This is a genomic window from Dyadobacter sp. BHUBP1, assembly GCF_050587785.1.
Lineage (GTDB): Bacteria > Bacteroidota > Bacteroidia > Cytophagales > Spirosomataceae > Dyadobacter.
Map to the genome: position 1 here is coordinate 435,954 of NZ_JBOBIH010000001.1, position 15,611 is coordinate 451,564.

General features: G+C 48.8%; 18 protein-coding genes. 10 read left to right on the forward strand and 8 right to left on the reverse strand.

The annotated features are described in order from the left end of the window. Positions 1 to 8: 8 nt before the first annotated feature. From ACQ4MZ_RS01770 to ACQ4MZ_RS01780, 3 genes are read right to left on the reverse strand one after another with little or no spacing between them, the layout of a single operon-like run. Entirely contained in the window at positions 9 to 1,148 is a 1,140-nt protein-coding gene (locus ACQ4MZ_RS01770) for an amidohydrolase family protein (protein ID WP_430842354.1), read from the reverse strand. Positions 1,149 to 1,176: 28 nt separating this feature from the next. Continuing rightward, positions 1,177 to 1,680, reverse strand: coding sequence for a 2-C-methyl-D-erythritol 2,4-cyclodiphosphate synthase (ispF, locus tag ACQ4MZ_RS01775; protein WP_430842356.1), 504 nt, complete (start codon positions 1,678 to 1,680; stop codon positions 1,177 to 1,179). Between the two features lie 19 nt (positions 1,681 to 1,699). Further along, positions 1,700 to 2,140 (reverse strand): hypothetical protein, encoded by a 441-nt coding sequence (locus ACQ4MZ_RS01780; RefSeq protein ID WP_430842358.1) that lies wholly within the window; start codon positions 2,138 to 2,140, stop codon positions 1,700 to 1,702. 205 nt (positions 2,141 to 2,345) lie between these two features. Here ACQ4MZ_RS01780 and ACQ4MZ_RS01785 point away from each other — a divergent pair, with 205 nt between their 5' ends. Then, entirely contained in the window at positions 2,346 to 2,816 is a 471-nt protein-coding gene (locus tag ACQ4MZ_RS01785; RefSeq protein ID WP_106596983.1) for a Dps family protein, read from the forward strand. Between the two features lie 73 nt (positions 2,817 to 2,889). On the opposite strand, the gene ACQ4MZ_RS01790 is transcribed toward ACQ4MZ_RS01785, so the two are convergent. Together ACQ4MZ_RS01790 and ACQ4MZ_RS01795 are read right to left on the reverse strand one after the other, a co-directional pair. Continuing rightward, a complete protein-coding gene (locus ACQ4MZ_RS01790; RefSeq protein ID WP_430842360.1) occupies positions 2,890 to 3,345 on the reverse strand; it encodes a hypothetical protein in 456 nt (151 codons plus the stop codon). Between the two features lie 12 nt (positions 3,346 to 3,357). Then, entirely contained in the window at positions 3,358 to 3,810 is a 453-nt protein-coding gene (locus ACQ4MZ_RS01795) for a hypothetical protein (RefSeq protein WP_430842362.1), read from the reverse strand. A 247-nt stretch (positions 3,811 to 4,057) separates the two neighbouring features. Here ACQ4MZ_RS01795 and ACQ4MZ_RS01800 point away from each other — a divergent pair, with 247 nt between their 5' ends. Beyond that, complete coding sequence (locus tag ACQ4MZ_RS01800) at positions 4,058 to 4,714, forward strand: HAD family hydrolase (RefSeq protein ID WP_430842364.1); 657 nt, start codon at positions 4,058 to 4,060, stop codon at positions 4,712 to 4,714. Between the two features lie 20 nt (positions 4,715 to 4,734). On the opposite strand, the gene ACQ4MZ_RS01805 is transcribed toward ACQ4MZ_RS01800, so the two are convergent. The 3 genes from ACQ4MZ_RS01805 to ACQ4MZ_RS01815 form a co-directional block, all read right to left on the reverse strand. Beyond that, positions 4,735 to 6,387 carry a hypothetical protein gene (locus tag ACQ4MZ_RS01805; RefSeq protein WP_430842366.1) on the reverse strand — a complete coding sequence of 551 codons (1,653 nt, stop codon included), beginning with the start codon at positions 6,385 to 6,387 and terminating at the stop codon, positions 4,735 to 4,737. Further along, positions 6,384 to 7,598 carry a hypothetical protein gene (locus ACQ4MZ_RS01810; RefSeq protein WP_430842368.1) on the reverse strand — a complete coding sequence of 405 codons (1,215 nt, stop codon included), beginning with the start codon at positions 7,596 to 7,598 and terminating at the stop codon, positions 6,384 to 6,386. Before ACQ4MZ_RS01810 ends, ACQ4MZ_RS01805 begins: the two co-directional genes overlap by 4 nt. A gap of 119 nt (positions 7,599 to 7,717) precedes the next feature. Next, a complete protein-coding gene (locus ACQ4MZ_RS01815; RefSeq protein ID WP_430842370.1) occupies positions 7,718 to 8,374 on the reverse strand; it encodes a C40 family peptidase in 657 nt (218 codons plus the stop codon). Positions 8,375 to 8,599: 225 nt separating this feature from the next. On the opposite strand from ACQ4MZ_RS01815, the gene ACQ4MZ_RS01820 reads away from it, so the two are divergent. From ACQ4MZ_RS01820 to ACQ4MZ_RS01855, 8 genes are all read left to right on the forward strand, one after another. Further along, entirely contained in the window at positions 8,600 to 9,211 is a 612-nt protein-coding gene (locus ACQ4MZ_RS01820; RefSeq protein ID WP_430842372.1) for a fumarylacetoacetate hydrolase family protein, read from the forward strand. Between the two features lie 53 nt (positions 9,212 to 9,264). Further along, positions 9,265 to 11,223 carry a M23 family metallopeptidase gene (locus tag ACQ4MZ_RS01825; RefSeq protein ID WP_430842374.1) on the forward strand — a complete coding sequence of 653 codons (1,959 nt, stop codon included), beginning with the start codon at positions 9,265 to 9,267 and terminating at the stop codon, positions 11,221 to 11,223. A 3-nt stretch (positions 11,224 to 11,226) separates the two neighbouring features. Then, positions 11,227 to 11,685: a thioredoxin-dependent thiol peroxidase gene (gene bcp / locus ACQ4MZ_RS01830; protein ID WP_430842376.1), complete on the forward strand. Its 459-nt coding sequence runs from the start codon at positions 11,227 to 11,229 to the stop codon at positions 11,683 to 11,685. A gap of 105 nt (positions 11,686 to 11,790) precedes the next feature. Further along, positions 11,791 to 12,648: a transketolase gene (locus ACQ4MZ_RS01835; RefSeq protein ID WP_223400246.1), complete on the forward strand. Its 858-nt coding sequence runs from the start codon at positions 11,791 to 11,793 to the stop codon at positions 12,646 to 12,648. 53 nt (positions 12,649 to 12,701) lie between these two features. After that, positions 12,702 to 13,655, forward strand: coding sequence for a transketolase family protein (locus tag ACQ4MZ_RS01840; RefSeq protein WP_430842378.1), 954 nt, complete (start codon positions 12,702 to 12,704; stop codon positions 13,653 to 13,655). Positions 13,656 to 14,080: 425 nt separating this feature from the next. Continuing rightward, positions 14,081 to 14,623 (forward strand): RNA polymerase sigma factor, encoded by a 543-nt coding sequence (locus tag ACQ4MZ_RS01845; protein WP_291196084.1) that lies wholly within the window; start codon positions 14,081 to 14,083, stop codon positions 14,621 to 14,623. 54 nt (positions 14,624 to 14,677) lie between these two features. Continuing rightward, positions 14,678 to 15,118 carry a hypothetical protein gene (locus tag ACQ4MZ_RS01850; protein WP_430842380.1) on the forward strand — a complete coding sequence of 147 codons (441 nt, stop codon included), beginning with the start codon at positions 14,678 to 14,680 and terminating at the stop codon, positions 15,116 to 15,118. An 18-nt stretch (positions 15,119 to 15,136) separates the two neighbouring features. Next, on the forward strand, positions 15,137 to 15,601 hold the full coding sequence (locus ACQ4MZ_RS01855) for a hypothetical protein (protein WP_430842382.1): 465 nt from the start codon (positions 15,137 to 15,139) through the stop codon (positions 15,599 to 15,601). The last annotated feature ends 10 nt before the right edge of the window (positions 15,602 to 15,611 follow it).

Here is a 15,611-nt window from a genome sequence, read left to right on the forward strand (position 1 = left end):
CTTGAAAGTTAGTCAGGGAACTGGCTTTTGTCGAGTCCCGGGATGATTTTCAGTGCATTTTTGTAGTAAAGCTTTTTTAAAACTTCATCAGATAGGCCCATCCCGTACATGCGCCAGAACGCGTGGTATTTTTTATGGTAGGGGAAATACTCGTCCTCGGTTTCCAGCACGCGGAAATACGTCGCATATTCGGCAGGCACCCAGCTGTCTTTACCAAACAGCACACGGTCCTGGTATTTATCAAAAAACTTCTTGGCCGTGCGTGGCTGGCGCCCCAATTCGGCTATCACCGCGCCTATTTCCACATACATGTTTGGGAAGGCGATCATCAGGCTGTCGAGCTTTCTGAGGTTATTGGGATACCAGCCCATATGCGCATTGATAAACGTCGTTTTCGGGTTCATCTTGAAAATGTGGTGCTGCTCGGCGATCAGCGAGTCGAATGGAATGGGGTCGTTAGGCCCGCGTTTGCGGCCAGGATGCGTTTTCAGTTCCAGCCAGCGTTCATTATACCGATCCATCGGGTCCCAGAAAGACGGCACATCGGCGGTGTGGATCAGTACGGGAATACCCAGCTCGCCGCATTTCTGCCAAACCGGCTGCAAACGAGGATCGCTCACCGGCACACGGTTGCCTTTGTCGTCTTTGATGCCTGCGAAACCCAGGCTTTTATAAATTTTCAAACCTTTCGCACCCATTTTTACATCTTCCTCCAATTGCTTCACCGCCTTTGCAGACCAGTCTTTTTCACCGAAACCCTTGAATTGAAGGTTTGTGAAGACAGCAATGCGCTTCGGTTCGTTTTTAGCCACATTCTCCAGCGAACCTTTCAAAGTAGCTGTGCCCTCAGCCCATTCCTGTGTCCAGCCGCGCCCACTGAGGTTCACCATAATACCCATATTCAGTGCATCCATTTCTTTTACCAATGCTTTCAGGTCCTGTGATGGCATCTGATATTGGTGGTTGTGCACGTCGATAAATGGAAATTTTGCTCTTTTCACCGGGTGCTCTTCCACTTTCAGCGTGGAAATAGGGTCGTACTCTTCAAAACCGAGCGGTTGTTCAGTGGGTGGCGCAGATGACTGCTGGGCGCATGCGCTGAAAGTCACGCCCGTGGAAAGGGAGAGAAATAGTATTACTTTTTTCATGCAAATCTATTTTATACAGGAACGTTAGCTATGCATTTTCCGGAAAGGCTCCGGGGTTATAGATCAATGCAACACAATGCGCGGCAATACCCTCCTCCCTTCCTATAAATCCCAGGTGCTCGGAGGTGGTCGCTTTGATCGAAATATCTTCTTCTGAAATGCCTGTCACCTCTGCCAGACAGGTTTTCATGGCCGGAATGTGCGGGTTAAGCTTCGGGGTCTGCAATACGACAGTGACATCCACATTGCCCACTTCATAACCTTTTTCGCGGATCATTTCCAGTACTTTGGCCAAAAGGATCTTGCTATCGACGCCCTTCCATTGCGGGTCTTTGTCGGAAAAATGGTAACCGATATTACGCATATTGGCGGCGCCCAGGAGCGCGTCGCATATCACATGACAAACCACGTCGGCATCGGAGTGTCCTTTGGCACCATGTGTATGAGGTATTAAAATGCCGCCGAGCCAAAAGGGCTGGCCTTCTACTAACTGGTGAACATCGTAGCCCTGGCCTACGCGGAATGGGAACATAATAAGTGTAATCGGGGTATTATAGGTTGTCTAACTTTTTTTTAATAGCTTCAATACTATCATCAAGCCTTTTGGTTTTGCCTCTATGTTTCCTCAATGCTGTTTCCAGCCGATCGGTATGCTCTTTCGCCAGATCGAATTTTTTCATCATGTATTCGTACAATAGCGAAAGGTCGTCCTTCCCGAGCGTGTTTCGTGCGTAGTTCTCGATATTAATGGCGTTTTTTCGGGCGATGGCAAATACATCCAGGAGTGTTCTGTGCAATTTTGCATGTTTCATCTCATAGATTTGCTGTTGACGCTTCGTCCGAGCAGCCATGGAAGCTACGGACCGTATGTCGTTTGCCATGTTAATGTCGAGCAACCGTATCTTTTTGAGATCGTTGTCAATTCTGTCAAGGATAAGATAGATATCTGCCGTCATCTCTTCGAGGTTACTGATTCTTTCGCTGTCTTTCATAAAAGATAGGTTAACAAATATAACAATTCTTTCCTACCTATACGGAACAACAGGGCTTTGGTAACGATATATCGGGCAGCAATTTTCCTGCGGTGAAAAAAGTGATTAAAATCGCTTTTTTTGACGTTGCAGGGCAACTTTTTAGCGACTAGCTTTGGTTACCTTTATGAATCAAACACAATCAACACATCAAATACAGAGACGCATGAAAACCAACATCGGAATATCTGACGAGCATAGCCAGGCCGTTGCCTACCAGTTGAACAAGTTGCTCGCCAATGAATTTGTACTTTATACCAAAACCCGCAACTATCACTGGAATATCGGAGGCATGAATTTCTTCGAACTGCATAAGCTTTTTGAAGGCCAATACGAGCAGCTGCAAGTGATTCTCGACGATATCGCAGAGCGTATCCGCGCTATCGGCCACTATTCGGAAGCACGCCTGGCGGATATTCTGAAACTGACCGACCTCCTCGAACCGGAGTACACCACCGAACCGAAGACGCAACTGCAGAATTTGCTGGATGACCATGAAACGATCATTCGTCTCCTGCGTCCTCTGGTAACCGAATTTGCAGATACTTACAAAGACCTGGGATCAAGCGACTACGTGACCGGCCTGCTTAGAGAGCATGAGAAAATGGCCTGGATGCTCCGCGCATTCCTGAAATAAGATTCTGTAACGAACATAAAAAGCCGGTCGGATCGCAATGTCCGCCGGCTTTCGTGTGTACAGGTAGATATTTTTACTTGTTGTTCGCTTGTGTCTCAGTCTTCATCTTTTCAATTTCCTCCTGCTGTGCCACGGATTTGAAATAGAAATATAAACCCGCGATCAGGAAGATTTTTGACAGGATAAAAACAGCAATGAATGCAGGGCGCCACAGCTTATGCACTTTCATATGTGTGTCGTTCACCTCCACATTGAGGTATTGCTTCGCATCGACGGGTTCTTCCTGGTTGCTCCGACCTTTTTTCTCGCGGATGCTCCTCAGCAATATAATTTCCCGTATGGCTTCCGGCGGCCGTACAGAACCCTCTGCAAAGTAACGTTTGATGTCGTATTCGAGATCATTTACGTACTCGGCCATTTCACTGTCTGCCAGCATCATTTCCGCGACCTGTGCCTGCTCTTCTTCGCTGGCCAGCCCCATTAAATGTGACTCGAGAATGCCGCTCTCGATAAATTCCTGTTTGCTCAATGGGTGTAAAATTTACGCGTTGCGATATGATTTAAAAAACTCGTGAAACGAACGAAGTACTTCCTTTTTGGATATATTCAATTTGCCTGCGACCTCTTCCGGCGTGAAACCCTGCCTGAATGCAAGGTCGAAAATGCTTTGCGGGGAAGTGTCTCCCTGGGCATATTCAGTTCCTGCGGGTGCGAGGGCGGTCAGTTTACGTTTGGCCTCCACGGCTTTGGCCCGCGCCAGCTTAATCACACAAGCTGCAAAGGTAAAAGGATAACTATTACAAGATTGCAATTGCGGGGAGGAGAATACACTTACCAGGACTTCTTGCGCCAGGTGTACCTGCGGCAGGATTTGTAATATAATACCATATGCCATGGCACCGTACTGGTCATACACTTCAAGGGAAGTGAGCGTTTTGGGCTTCGAAAGTGCGTGACCATCGACTCCATTGCCAGCTCGTTCTAGTTCATTCATATAAGCAATTAATTGATCGGATATTGGGTCGGGTAAATCTGGAAGCTTTTAGTATGATGCTGAATTCAAGGGAGTTTTGAGTAAATAGTGTGAGGCGTTGTGGGTAAATTTAATAGAATGCTCCATAAAAAGGTCAGTTGCGTGTAAAAAGTTTGAATTAAAATTGTCAAATTATTTCAAGTGATGTGCCACTTTTTAGTTCGGTATTTCATTTCCGGGAAGGAATTTCGATGGTTAACTTTGTAGGATGAAAGAAAAATTAGCAATCATTTTTGATATGGACGGCGTGATTGTCCATACCAATCCTTATCACTCCCGCGCATTCCGCGAGTTCTTTTCAAAACGGAACCTTTCGCCAACCGAAGAGGAATTTGCCCAACACATGTATGGTAAAAGCAATAGTTATATATTAAGCCATTTTTTGCAACGTGTAGTTGAAGGGGAAGAATTGCTGCAAATGGAGGAGGAAAAGGAAGGACTATTCCGTGAATTGTATGCGCCCTATGTGGAGCCGATCAAAGGGATCGTAGAATTCATGCACGATTTGAAAGTAAATGAGGCAGTTCTAGGGGTGGCCACCTCCGCGCCTCGGGCGAATCTCGATCTGATCCTGAGCAAGGTCCCTGTTCAGGAAATGCTGGGTTCGATTCTGGCCAGTGAGGATGTAAAAAAGCACAAACCCGATCCCGAAGTTTATCTCAGTTCAGCAAAGAACCTGGGCGTTGAACCTGGGCAATGCGTTGTATTTGAAGACTCATTCTCGGGCGTCTCGGCCGCGCTTAATGCCGGTATGCGTGTAGTGGGCGTGCTGAGCTCACATACCCGCGAGGAATTGCCGCCGTGTAACTTGTATATCAACGATTACAGCGACCTCTCCTTCGAGAAAATCGCTGCGCTCTTTTAGGTATTTGAACTTCTGAATTGCTATAAGGTAACCGGATCGTTGACCCTAACATCGAATGCGCCCGTCAGCACCTTTTCATTTCTTTTAATCTGAAGGAATATCCGGTACTGGCCGCCTTTAGGAAAAGCATACGGAAACGAAATGCGTGTACCGTGCTCCATGCCGGTCATACCGCCTTCGGTGGCATTGTACATGCCCATTTCCTTCATGAGGAACAACTCGCGGTCGATGGTCGGCATGGCTTTGAGATGGGCTAAATGCCGGTCAATACTGTCGCGGAAAACATCGGGCCTGGGCCATTTAGCTACATGAGCTGTATCCGATATGCGATTTTCAAATGATTGCCCGGCAGCCATCGAGTAAGAACCGTTCGGGTGCAGGTGAATGTAAACCGAGCCATCGGAACGCATGACAACGGCGTGGCCGAGCATGCCCAGGTACGGCTCCGGGAAGCACGGGCTATTGTCCGGGTTGTATATTTCAAAATTAAGCTGATAGGGTTTCCCCGCTTCGAGTGCCTTGTCGGGCTTGCCTTCCCAAATAGCGTAGGAGCCATCCTTGAAAACAGTTTTGGTGCCGGGTTTCCCGCAAATGACCACATTTTCGCCCATAGGCACCCTGCCGGGCGTATCAAGCGGGTCGGTAATGATGTAGGTGTCGTCCTCTGATATTGCTTTGGCGGCGTGAGCGGTCGGTTTCTCGTGGATCGTCAACGTGTCGACGATCGTTTCGGCAAAGCCAGAGTACTGCACAATATCTGAGTAAACCAAGTATTGGCCGGCAGGTAAATCGGGTAAATCAGCCTCAAATGTGAGGCTATCCCTGCGGTCGGGATGGACGTGCGCAAATGCGTCGAGCCCCGGCATCCGCACTAGGAAAGTATGCATGATCTTACCGTGGTCGGGTATCAATGTGCTGAGAATGCTACTCTTCTTCCTGTGATCCCAGTTGGTGGTATCTATCTTTAATTGAAACACGCGCTGTGAGTCAGCTTCGATGATCGCTGTTTTGGCATTCAGAGGTTTGTACAACCATTGCTTGTACTCCGCAGCCCAGCTATCCCACCAACTGCTTCCGCCATACAAAATCAGCGAACATACGGCGGTAGCAATGCCCATATTGATCCATCGTTTCCGTTTTTGAGCTGCGGCAAGACTTTGGCCGGGCTTTAAAAGACCGTCGCTCACACTCGCGCCGATGGTCGTGATCATCAGTAGGAAAAGCAACAATCCGACAATGCTGAGGCCAATACCAAGTCCTTTCGGCATATCCCGCTCTGCCGTTGAGACGGCCACCACGGGGATAATCAACTCCGCATCGCCCTGGACGCCTTCAATGGCAATCTGCGCACTGGACGAGCCCGGCTCCATAAGCCAAACCGCTCCCTGGAACTGGCCTTTTTGTCCCGGCACGGGTGTCAGGGGATCGGCGGTAGGCGCGCCCTTGTCACCCGAGTAAAAGTAGATCGGCCGTACCGTCACTTTGCGGGCCTCGCCATATTCGATAAAAACGGTAACCTGCGCCGTTCCCGGAATGACATCCGGCGGGGTCACATTCACAAGCAATTTGTACGCGCCGGCCTGTGCCTGCATTTGCACGCCTGCACTTCCTACGTGCGCATATGAGGCTATGCTTTGCAGCAATAGGAGAAAGAAATACAGATATTTTTTCATCGTTGAATCCGGTGCATCCAGTTACCCCACGCCAGTCCGATGCGGGTTGATATTAATGTTAAAACCAATGCAATGCCCAGCCCTTTAAGCAGCTGGGGCGTTTCCTCGACCATCCAGGGGCCGAATTTGTAGCGGTACTGCCAGTTGGGATCATTTCCGAAATACCAGTAATGACTTCCGAAAAACCAGTTACGCGCATACGGTGACTCCATCAGGAATCCGCCAAAAAACCACTGCACGACAAAAAACACGATCAGGAAAGTCCCGCCGAGCAGGACAGTGAGTTTCCAGTCATTCCAATGCGCAAAGCGGTAGCGCAGGATGTCCATCGCAATGGCCGGGGCGATCAGCAAAAGCGGGAAATGGAAGCCCTGGTAATGGGTAATGTGGTTCAGGATGGGTCCGAGTTTAGGCTCGGCGGGGAAAAGCGGAATGACCCATAGCGTACCAAGCATGAGGGCCGTGTAAACACCTGTCATGGCGGTAACGGCCCATTTATGCGAAACGGCCCTGCCAGCCGCTACCAAAAGAAGCGGAAACGCGGCGCCGGCAAATATGTAGAAGCTCGACCGGTGCATCCGCATTCTCCCGAGTTCCTCGGATATTAATGTAAACCAGATGGTTAACAGAAATCCTGCTGAAAGCGCAAATAACAAGAATAGTGTTTTGTCCAATGCTTTCGCCCTTTCAAAACCACCGAAAAGTTTCATCTGGTTCTTCACTGCAATGACGCTGATCATGGCACCGAACTGAATGCCGATAATGCCCAGGATTAATACAGTATGCGGAGGAGAAAGGATCGTTACATCCAATCCATAGGTATTATGCCACCAGTCGTCGAAAGGGGCTGAGGTAAGCATTGATAATGCGCCCCAAACGCAGAACAAAGAGCCCAGCGAACTGTAAAAAAAGCCCCAGATTTTGACGCTGGCCGCTTTCTCAACGTCATTTCCCCAGAATGTCTTTCTCAAAATCTCATAGCCTGAAAACAAACCGGCTACTACGGCACCCAGGTAAATGACCAGGTGCGGGGGGGACAACAGGCCGTCACGACCGATGCTCAAATGCCAGCAAATATCCCAGATGAGCCCGGTAATCACACAAAAAGATGCGAAAACGGTGGCGAAAATGTAAACAGGGATGCCCGGACTGGCCTGTATGGCCAATGTCCGGTCGCCGGTTAGCGGCGGAGGGGCTGCGGTGTCTTGCATGGGGCGGAGAGGAAAATGGAGTTACGACTACAAATTTCGAAAAGGACAACCGGATTCCGCACTACCCCTACGATAGTTGTTTATTTTAATCAGTAAAGATTCGTAAGCGGTTAGTACGCTTAGAAAGGACGCATGGCTTTCACGAAACGCCCTTTGAAATAGGTCGAAAACAGATTGTCTTCGCGTACACCGCGGGATGTTGAAGCGTGGATGAATATGATCTCGTCACGCCCGCGTACGTCCGTAACAATGCCGGCGTGTGACACATACCCTTCCTTGCCTGCCTCGGGTACGAAAAACAACCAGTCGCCAGGCTTGATTTCTTCCACACTGCCCACTTCCTGGCCGAACTCCGACTGCTGCCATGAAATGCGGGGGACTTTCACGCCCATTTCGGAATAGACCTGGCAAATGAGGCCGGAACAGTCGATGCCTTGTTTATCATTGCCGCCGGAGCGGTAAGGCGTGCCGGTGTAGGTCCGGGCGATTTGCACCACCTGCGGGACGTTCTCGGTGTTGGCGTCACCAGGGCGGGAGTAAGTCGTAGCTGTCCGCGCGGGCGCGGGTTTGCTGCTGGACGGTCTTCTCACAGGCGCCTTCGCTACGGGCTTGCGGGCAGGCGGGCGGCGGGTAGCTGACGTGCGCCCGCGGGACGAAGATCCTCGGGAAGAGGTGTTTCTTTCGGGCGTCGTCCGGAATACTTCGCAGGAAAGCAATGTGGTGATCAGGAGGATGAAAATCGTACAGGAAAGGGATTGGGAAAGGTACTTCTTCATGCGTAAGCGAAATTGGCCTGACTACTCGGTTCAAAAATAGTAATTAATGTGTTGTGTTCGCCAGCGGGACGCTGGTTAATGGCCTGCACCGACGAGACGTCGGCACCGTCGTACTATTTTAACTGCATTAGGGCCGAAAAATTGTGACAAATATTGTGAGGCCCCCGCTTTGTAAGTAGCTTTGTCCCTGACGTTCATTCCTTTTAAATTAGCATTTGACCCCTGATGAAAATTATTTGTGTAGGCCGGAATTACGCAGAGCATATCGCCGAACTGAACAACCAGACACCCGATTCCCCGGTTATATTTCTGAAACCTGAAACCGCACAGCTTCGCACAGGCGAGGATTTTTATTATCCCGAATTTTCAAAAGACGTTCATTACGAAGTCGAACTGGTGGTGAAAATCAACCGGGCGGGGAAAAACATCGAAGAGAAATTCGCTCATAAATATTACAATGAAATAGGGATAGGGGTGGACTTTACTGCCCGGGACCTGCAATCCGAGCTGAAAGCAAAAGGGTTGCCGTGGGAGCTTGCCAAAGCATTCAATGGGTCGGCTCCGGTGTCGGACTTCGTGCCGGTTTCGGATTTTGCGGATGTCCAGGATATCAATTTCAGCCTGGATGTGAATGGCGAGATGCGCCAGAACGGGAACTCGTCGATGATGATCTACCGCATCAATTACCTGATCTCCTTTGTTTCGAAATATTTTATGCTCAAAACGGGCGATCTCATCTTTACAGGCACTCCGAAAGGCGTGGGCCCGGTAAAGATCGGCGACAAGCTGACGGCCTCGATCGAAGGCAAGAAGATGCTCGAACTGTTCGTTAAGTAAACCATACTCGTCATATCACCCGGTCGTCGTACCGACTATTCAAGCACTTTTTCATGCGTCATTATTTTCGGGCATTTGTCCGTTCAGGATTGTTTGTATTGGGGTTAGCAGGTATTGCGGGGGGAGCATTGGCTCAAAAACAATCCTATCCGAAAGGTTATTACCAGTTCCCGATTCGTCCGGGTTTACCCAACTCGCTGGCCGGTGGCCTGGGCGATTTGCGGAGCAACCACTTCCATGCGGGCCTGGATATCCGCACGCAGCAGCGCGAGGGCTTGCCTGTGTACGCGGCTGCGGAAGGTTATGTGTACAAAGTGGCGGTTCAGCGCACGGGTTATGGTAATGTAATTTATCTCCGCCACCCGAACGGGCAAACGACAGTGTATGGCCATTTGCTGAAATTCAGTGATCCTCTGGCGACATGGGTGCGGCGGGAGCAATATAAAAAGCAGACATTTGAAATTGACCTTTTTCCCGGGGCGGGCCAGTTTACCTTCAAGAAAGGCGAGGTAATCGCATTGTCGGGAAATACAGGCGGTTCGGCCGGGCCGCATTTGCATTTCGAAGTGCGCGATTCGAAGGATAACTATCTGAACCCGCTGTATTTTGGGTTTAATGAAATCAAGGATGTTACACCTCCTAAGTTCGTAAACCTGGCGATCCGGCCGATGGACATTAACGGCCGGGTGAACGGGCAATTTGATCGCCGGGTCTATACGCCGGTGAAACTCAAAGATGGCACGTGGCGATTGACTGAGCCGGTTTCCGCGACAGGCATCGTCGGCCTTGACCTGGTTGCATTTGACCAGATGACCGGGACCGGTTTTCGCTATGGTTTGCAATGCATTGAAATCAAAATGGACGGGCAGGAAGTGTTTTCCTATAATATTGAGGTATTTCCCAATGCTTCGACCCGTGATTATAACAACCTCATCGACTACGAAACCGAGCAGGCAACTGGCCAGCGTTTTCTGAAATGCTACGTTCCGGACGGGAATCAATTCAATTTATATAAAACGAATGCGATTAACGGCAAGCTGAATATCGCGGATACTCTGAGTCATGAGGTGAAGGTTCGTATCTCGGACTCTTACGAAAACTTTTCTGAGCTGATATTCACAATTAAAGGAGAGCCTCAGAACCCGCAGCTTCCTGTGTTTAATACGGAAGTAAACCCGGAATATGTACAAACCGAAATCCGGGAGAATACGCTCGTGGTGAAAGCGAAGTACTACCGAAGCCAGGACCCGTTCGCGATATTTTATATTAAAGGAAAAGAAGAGAAGAAAGTCCCTAACCTGTATGCAGGTGAATCAGCGGTTTTTTTGACCGATTTAAGAAAAGAAATGCCTGATTCGGTGAAAGTGGGCACTACTACCGTAAAGACCTTCCTGCGCAGTCAGGTGCTGCCCGGTGTTGCGTCGTCATTCAAGGACGCGAAATGGTCGGTTGACCTGGATAACACCAGTCTTTTCGATACGCTGTTTTTAATGGGCCAGCGGAATTTCAATGCATTGACCATTAATAACCGCGGCACGGCATTGAACGACTACATTCACGTCACCTTCACGCCTGAAAAAGCGCCTGAAGACAAGTCGCGCACTTATGTGTACCGTTATCTGAACGGCGATTACCGATTTCTGGGCGGTAAATGGGAGGGCGACCAGATCCGTTTCGACACCCGTGAGCTGGGTACGTTTGTAATCCAGGAGGATACCGTTCCGCCGCGGGCGCGCCTGGTCGAGCATAGCAAGCACCGCATACGCGGGTATGTGGGTGATGGCATGTCGGGGATCGCGAATGCCAAGGCAATGGTGAATGGTGAATGGGTTTTACTGAATTACGATTTTAAAAAGGGCTATATATGGTCGGAAAAACTGGATGATAGCCAGCCATTTGAAGGAGAACTCGTGTTGGAAGTGACGGATAGGGCAGGAAATAGTACTATCTTGCGAACAGAATTGGTAGACCTGGTTGTTAAACCTAAGAAAACCAGAAAACGTAGAAGATAGATTATGGGACTACAAGTCGGTGACCCCGCACCCGCATTTTCAGTAAAAGATCAGGATGGAAACCAAGTAAAGCTGTCGGATTTGAAGGGGGAGAAAGTTGTTTTGTACTTTTATCCCAAAGATAACACACCTACCTGCACCAATCAGGCCTGCAATATCCGTGATAACTACGGAGCGCTGCTGAAAAAGGGTTACAAGGTATTCGGGGTGAGTCCCGACAGCGAAAAATCGCACCAGCGGTTTATCAAAAAATATAACCTCCCATTTCCCCTGCTGGCCGATACGGAGCATCAAATGGTAGAAGCTTACGGCGTCTGGGGAGAAAAAACAATGTTCGGGCGCACTTATATGGGCGTACTGCGCACAACTTTCGTCATCAACAAAAAAGGGATCATTGAAGAGATTATTTCCAAAGTGGAATCGTCGAAACACACTGATCAAATTCTTGGAAAAACTGAATAATAATCAGTCATTTTACCATTCCGAATAGCAGGACATTTACGCCGCCTAAATCGTCCCGCACTCGGGTAACCCGATTAAGGACAGTCCAATAGAAAATAAATGAAAATGGAAATTGAACAATTAGAAAAAGTAGCATCCCAGGTTCGCAGGGACATCGTACGAATGGTACATGGTTGTCAGTCGGGACACCCTGGCGGGTCGCTGGGTTGCACCGAATTGTTGGTAGCATTGTACTTTGAGCGTATGAAGCTTAAAGAAAACGATGGAAAGGTTGTATTCGACATGGATGGCAAGGACGAAGACCTTTTCTTCCTTTCGAACGGCCACATTTCCCCGGTATGGTACAGCGTGTTGGCGCGCAGAGGGTATTTCCCCGTATCGGAACTGGCTACTTTCCGCAAGCTGGATTCCCGTCTGCAGGGACACCCTACCACGCATGAGCACCTCGAAGGTATCCGTATCGCGTCGGGTTCGCTGGGCCAGGGATTGTCGGTAGCACTGGGCGCGGCAACAGCTAAGAAATTGAATAACGACAAAGGAATCGTATATGTACTGATGGGCGACGGCGAGCAGCAGGAAGGTCAGGTTTGGGAAGCCGCTACTTTTGCGCCGCACCACCAGGTGGATAACCTGATCGCATTCATTGACCTGAACGGCCAGCAAATCGATGGCCCGACTGTCAAGGTAATGAACAACCGTGATCTGGGTGCCAAATATGAAGCATTCGGATGGGAAGTGATCTCTATCGAAGAAGGAAACGACATGGCGGCAGTGACGAAAGGCCTGTACGAAGCCAAAGGCCGTTTGGGACATGGCAGACCGATCATGGTGTTGCTCCACACCGGCATGGGCTACGGCGTCGACTTCATGATGGGCAGCCACAAATGGCACGGTGTAGCGCCTAACGACGAGCAATTGGCGGCGGCACTGGCTCAGCTTGACGAAACTTTGGGAGATTATTAATATCCGGACCAGCACATTAATGCGTGCGGTTTCACAAAACAGACATATCCAAAATGAAAAAATACACCTTCACTGAGAAGAAAGATACGCGTTCGGGCTTTGGTGCCGGAATGCACGTGCTGGGGCAGCAAAATCCCAACGTCGTAGCGCTCTGCGCCGACCTCGTTGGTTCTTTGAAACTTGAACCGTTCATCAAAGAAAACCCTGAACGTTTTATCCAATGCGGTATTTCCGAGGCTAACATGATCGGTGTTTCCGCCGGTTTGACTATCGGAGGCAAAATCCCTTTTGCTACTACTTTCGCCAACTTCGCGACAGGCCGTGTGTACGACCAGATCCGTCAGAGCGTAGCTTATTCAGGTAAAAATGTGAAAATCTGTGCTTCGCACGCAGGTCTTACTTTGGGTGAAGACGGTGCTACCCACCAGATCCTCGAAGATATCGGTATGATGAAAATGCTTCCGGGCATGACCGTTATCAACCCTTGCGATTACAACCAGACCAAAGCGGCTACCATCGCGATTGCCGACCATGACGGACCAGTTTATCTGCGTTTTGGTCGTCCGGTAATCCCTGTTTTCACCGATGCCGACCAGAAATTCGAAATCGGTAAGGCATGGATGGTAAACGAAGGTACCGACGTGAGTATCATCGCTACCGGGCACATGGTATGGGAAGCGATTCAGGCTGGCGAAATCCTTGAAGCGGAGGGTATTAATGCGGAGATCATCAATATTCACACCATTAAGCCGCTGGATGAAGAAGCGATCCTGAAATCGGTTGAGAAAACAGGTTGCGTGGTGACAGCTGAGGAGCACAACCGCATTGGTGGTTTGGGTGACAGCGTGGCGCAGGTTTTGGTTAAAAACAAACTCGTTCCGCAGGAATACGTAGCTGTAAACGACAGCTTCGGAGAAAGCGGTACGCCAGCGCAATTGCTCCAAAAATACGGTCTCGACGCGAAACACATCGTTGAAGCCGCCAAACGCGCGATCGCAAGAAAATAACATCCTGCATTGTCATTGTGCCGGATCGCATCGTGTCATCCTGCAAAAAAATGCATCGCTTTTCTCGTCGACTCAAGTCGACGGAATCGGATTAAAAAGCATGTTGCATTATTGAGTGCCGAATGTCATCAAGACATCTCACAAAAAGAATGCATCGCCTTGCCGTCGACTTAAGTCGACGGGAATTGATTAGAGAATAGATAAGATTGATCAAATCTGAATATTCATCAAATCAGATTAATCAATAGATTAGATCAAATTGAGCTCTGGGAGTGCAAAATGCCATTTTTGCATTCTCAGAGCTCTTTTATTTGTCCTGCACAAAAAAATAAACTATTATTGATCGGCGTTGACTTCGGGCTCCGGTACAATTATTGGTCACGCGGATTTCCCCTGTAAAAAACGATCAGGTTAATACTGATTAAATGTCCGACGAAGAATTACTATCCCTATTTGAAAATCCCGAAACGCGGAGGAACGCTTTCAATCAGCTGGTGCGGAAGTACCAGCAAAAAGTATATTGGCTGGTAAGGAAGATGGTGGTCGATCATGATGATGCCAATGACATTACCCAGGATGTTTTTATCAAAGCATGGAGTGCGCTGGAAAACTTCCGCGGCGATGCCAAGCTGTATACCTGGCTGTACCGCATCGCGAGCAACGAAGCCATTAACTTTCTCAATAAAAAGCGGCGGAAATATTTTATCCCGATTTACGATGTAGAAAATGAACTGAGCGAAAAACTGGAAGCCGACCCCGACGTAAGCGGCGATGCCATTCAGTTGAAATTGCAGAAGGCATTATTAAAATTACCAGAAAAGCAGCGTTTGGTATTTAACCTGAAATATTTTGAAGATTTACCCTATGAAGAGATCTCGGAAATCACGGGAACATCGGTAGGGGCGCTAAAAGCCTCATATCATTGGGCTTCCAAAAAAATTGAGGATTTTTTGAACGAGACAGATTAAACTATTTGCATTCACATTGGTCAAACCTTCACAAGACAGGAAATATAAATAATCATGGACAAAAAACGTATACGGCTGGATGATCTGAAAAGGGAAACGCCCTTTTCCGTGCCGGAAGGTTATTTTGACAAGCTGCCGCAAATGATCCAGGGGCGGATCCCCGCGGAGCCCGTCCGTAAACCCCTCGTTAGCTGGTCGTGGCAACGCTCCCTCGGATTGGCGGCAGCGTCAGCATTGATTCTCGTACTCGTGTGGGTGACGGTACCAGAACGCCAGGGATCGCTGGGCCAGGAGCCTTTGAGCGATATCAGTAACGCCTCTATCATCAGTTACCTGGAAGACCAGGACATCAGTTATTACGATTTAAGCGAGCACAAGGTGGTCCAGAAAGCATTCGAATCCGATTCGACCGTGCTGAATTACCTGGACGGCCTGGAAGACGATATTCTTCGCCAGCAGTTGGAGGAAGCTATGGTTGGCCAAGAGAAGATTTGACCATAACGAACAATCGAAATGAATTTACAAATTGAATTGAAACGGTATCGGAACACTTTTGCTCTTTTACTCCTATTCATCGGGGTTGCGTCTACGGCGGCCCAGGCCCAGCGCCGTTCCGAAGAAGAAATAAAGAAGATCCAGGACGCCAAGGTAGCGATCATCACGAATCGCCTTAACCTGACGCCGGAACAGTCCACCGATTTCTGGCCGATGTATAATGAGTACTCGCAAAAGAGGCGTGAAATACACCGTTCGCAACGAAAAATTATTAATGACAAAAAAGCTGAAGGCCAAAACGACGAATCGGTGCTGAATAACCTCAAAGAGGTACAGGAACTCCGCCAAAAGGAGCTAGACCTCGAAAAGGAATACCAAAACAGGTTTTTGAAAGTAATTACAGCCAGTCAGGTGATCGAATTGTATAAAGCTGAACGTACATTCAACGACATGCTGATCCAGCGGTTGAAGCAAAAGAATTAAGTTAATCTGC

Coding starts and splice junctions, on each gene's coding strand:
- ACQ4MZ_RS01780 (WP_430842358.1), bottom strand. CDS start 2,140: ATGAAAGACAGCGAAAGAATCAGTAACCTCGAAGAGATGACGGCAGAT.
- ACQ4MZ_RS01835 (WP_223400246.1), top strand. CDS start 11,791: ATGGAAATTGAACAATTAGAAAAAGTAGCATCCCAGGTTCGCAGGGAC.
- ACQ4MZ_RS01805 (WP_430842366.1), bottom strand. CDS start 6,387: ATGAAAAAATATCTGTATTTCTTTCTCCTATTGCTGCAAAGCATAGCC.
- bcp (WP_430842376.1), top strand. CDS start 11,227: ATGGGACTACAAGTCGGTGACCCCGCACCCGCATTTTCAGTAAAAGAT.
- ispF (WP_430842356.1), bottom strand. CDS start 1,680: ATGTTCCCATTCCGCGTAGGCCAGGGCTACGATGTTCACCAGTTAGTA.
- ACQ4MZ_RS01855 (WP_430842382.1), top strand. CDS start 15,137: ATGAATTTACAAATTGAATTGAAACGGTATCGGAACACTTTTGCTCTT.
- ACQ4MZ_RS01770 (WP_430842354.1), bottom strand. CDS start 1,148: ATGAAAAAAGTAATACTATTTCTCTCCCTTTCCACGGGCGTGACTTTC.
- ACQ4MZ_RS01785 (WP_106596983.1), top strand. CDS start 2,346: ATGAAAACCAACATCGGAATATCTGACGAGCATAGCCAGGCCGTTGCC.
- ACQ4MZ_RS01840 (WP_430842378.1), top strand. CDS start 12,702: ATGAAAAAATACACCTTCACTGAGAAGAAAGATACGCGTTCGGGCTTT.
- ACQ4MZ_RS01850 (WP_430842380.1), top strand. CDS start 14,678: ATGGACAAAAAACGTATACGGCTGGATGATCTGAAAAGGGAAACGCCC.
- ACQ4MZ_RS01795 (WP_430842362.1), bottom strand. CDS start 3,810: ATGAATGAACTAGAACGAGCTGGCAATGGAGTCGATGGTCACGCACTT.
- ACQ4MZ_RS01845 (WP_291196084.1), top strand. CDS start 14,081: ATGTCCGACGAAGAATTACTATCCCTATTTGAAAATCCCGAAACGCGG.
- ACQ4MZ_RS01800 (WP_430842364.1), top strand. CDS start 4,058: ATGAAAGAAAAATTAGCAATCATTTTTGATATGGACGGCGTGATTGTC.
- ACQ4MZ_RS01815 (WP_430842370.1), bottom strand. CDS start 8,374: ATGAAGAAGTACCTTTCCCAATCCCTTTCCTGTACGATTTTCATCCTC.
- ACQ4MZ_RS01810 (WP_430842368.1), bottom strand. CDS start 7,598: ATGCAAGACACCGCAGCCCCTCCGCCGCTAACCGGCGACCGGACATTG.
- ACQ4MZ_RS01820 (WP_430842372.1), top strand. CDS start 8,600: ATGAAAATTATTTGTGTAGGCCGGAATTACGCAGAGCATATCGCCGAA.
- ACQ4MZ_RS01825 (WP_430842374.1), top strand. CDS start 9,265: ATGCGTCATTATTTTCGGGCATTTGTCCGTTCAGGATTGTTTGTATTG.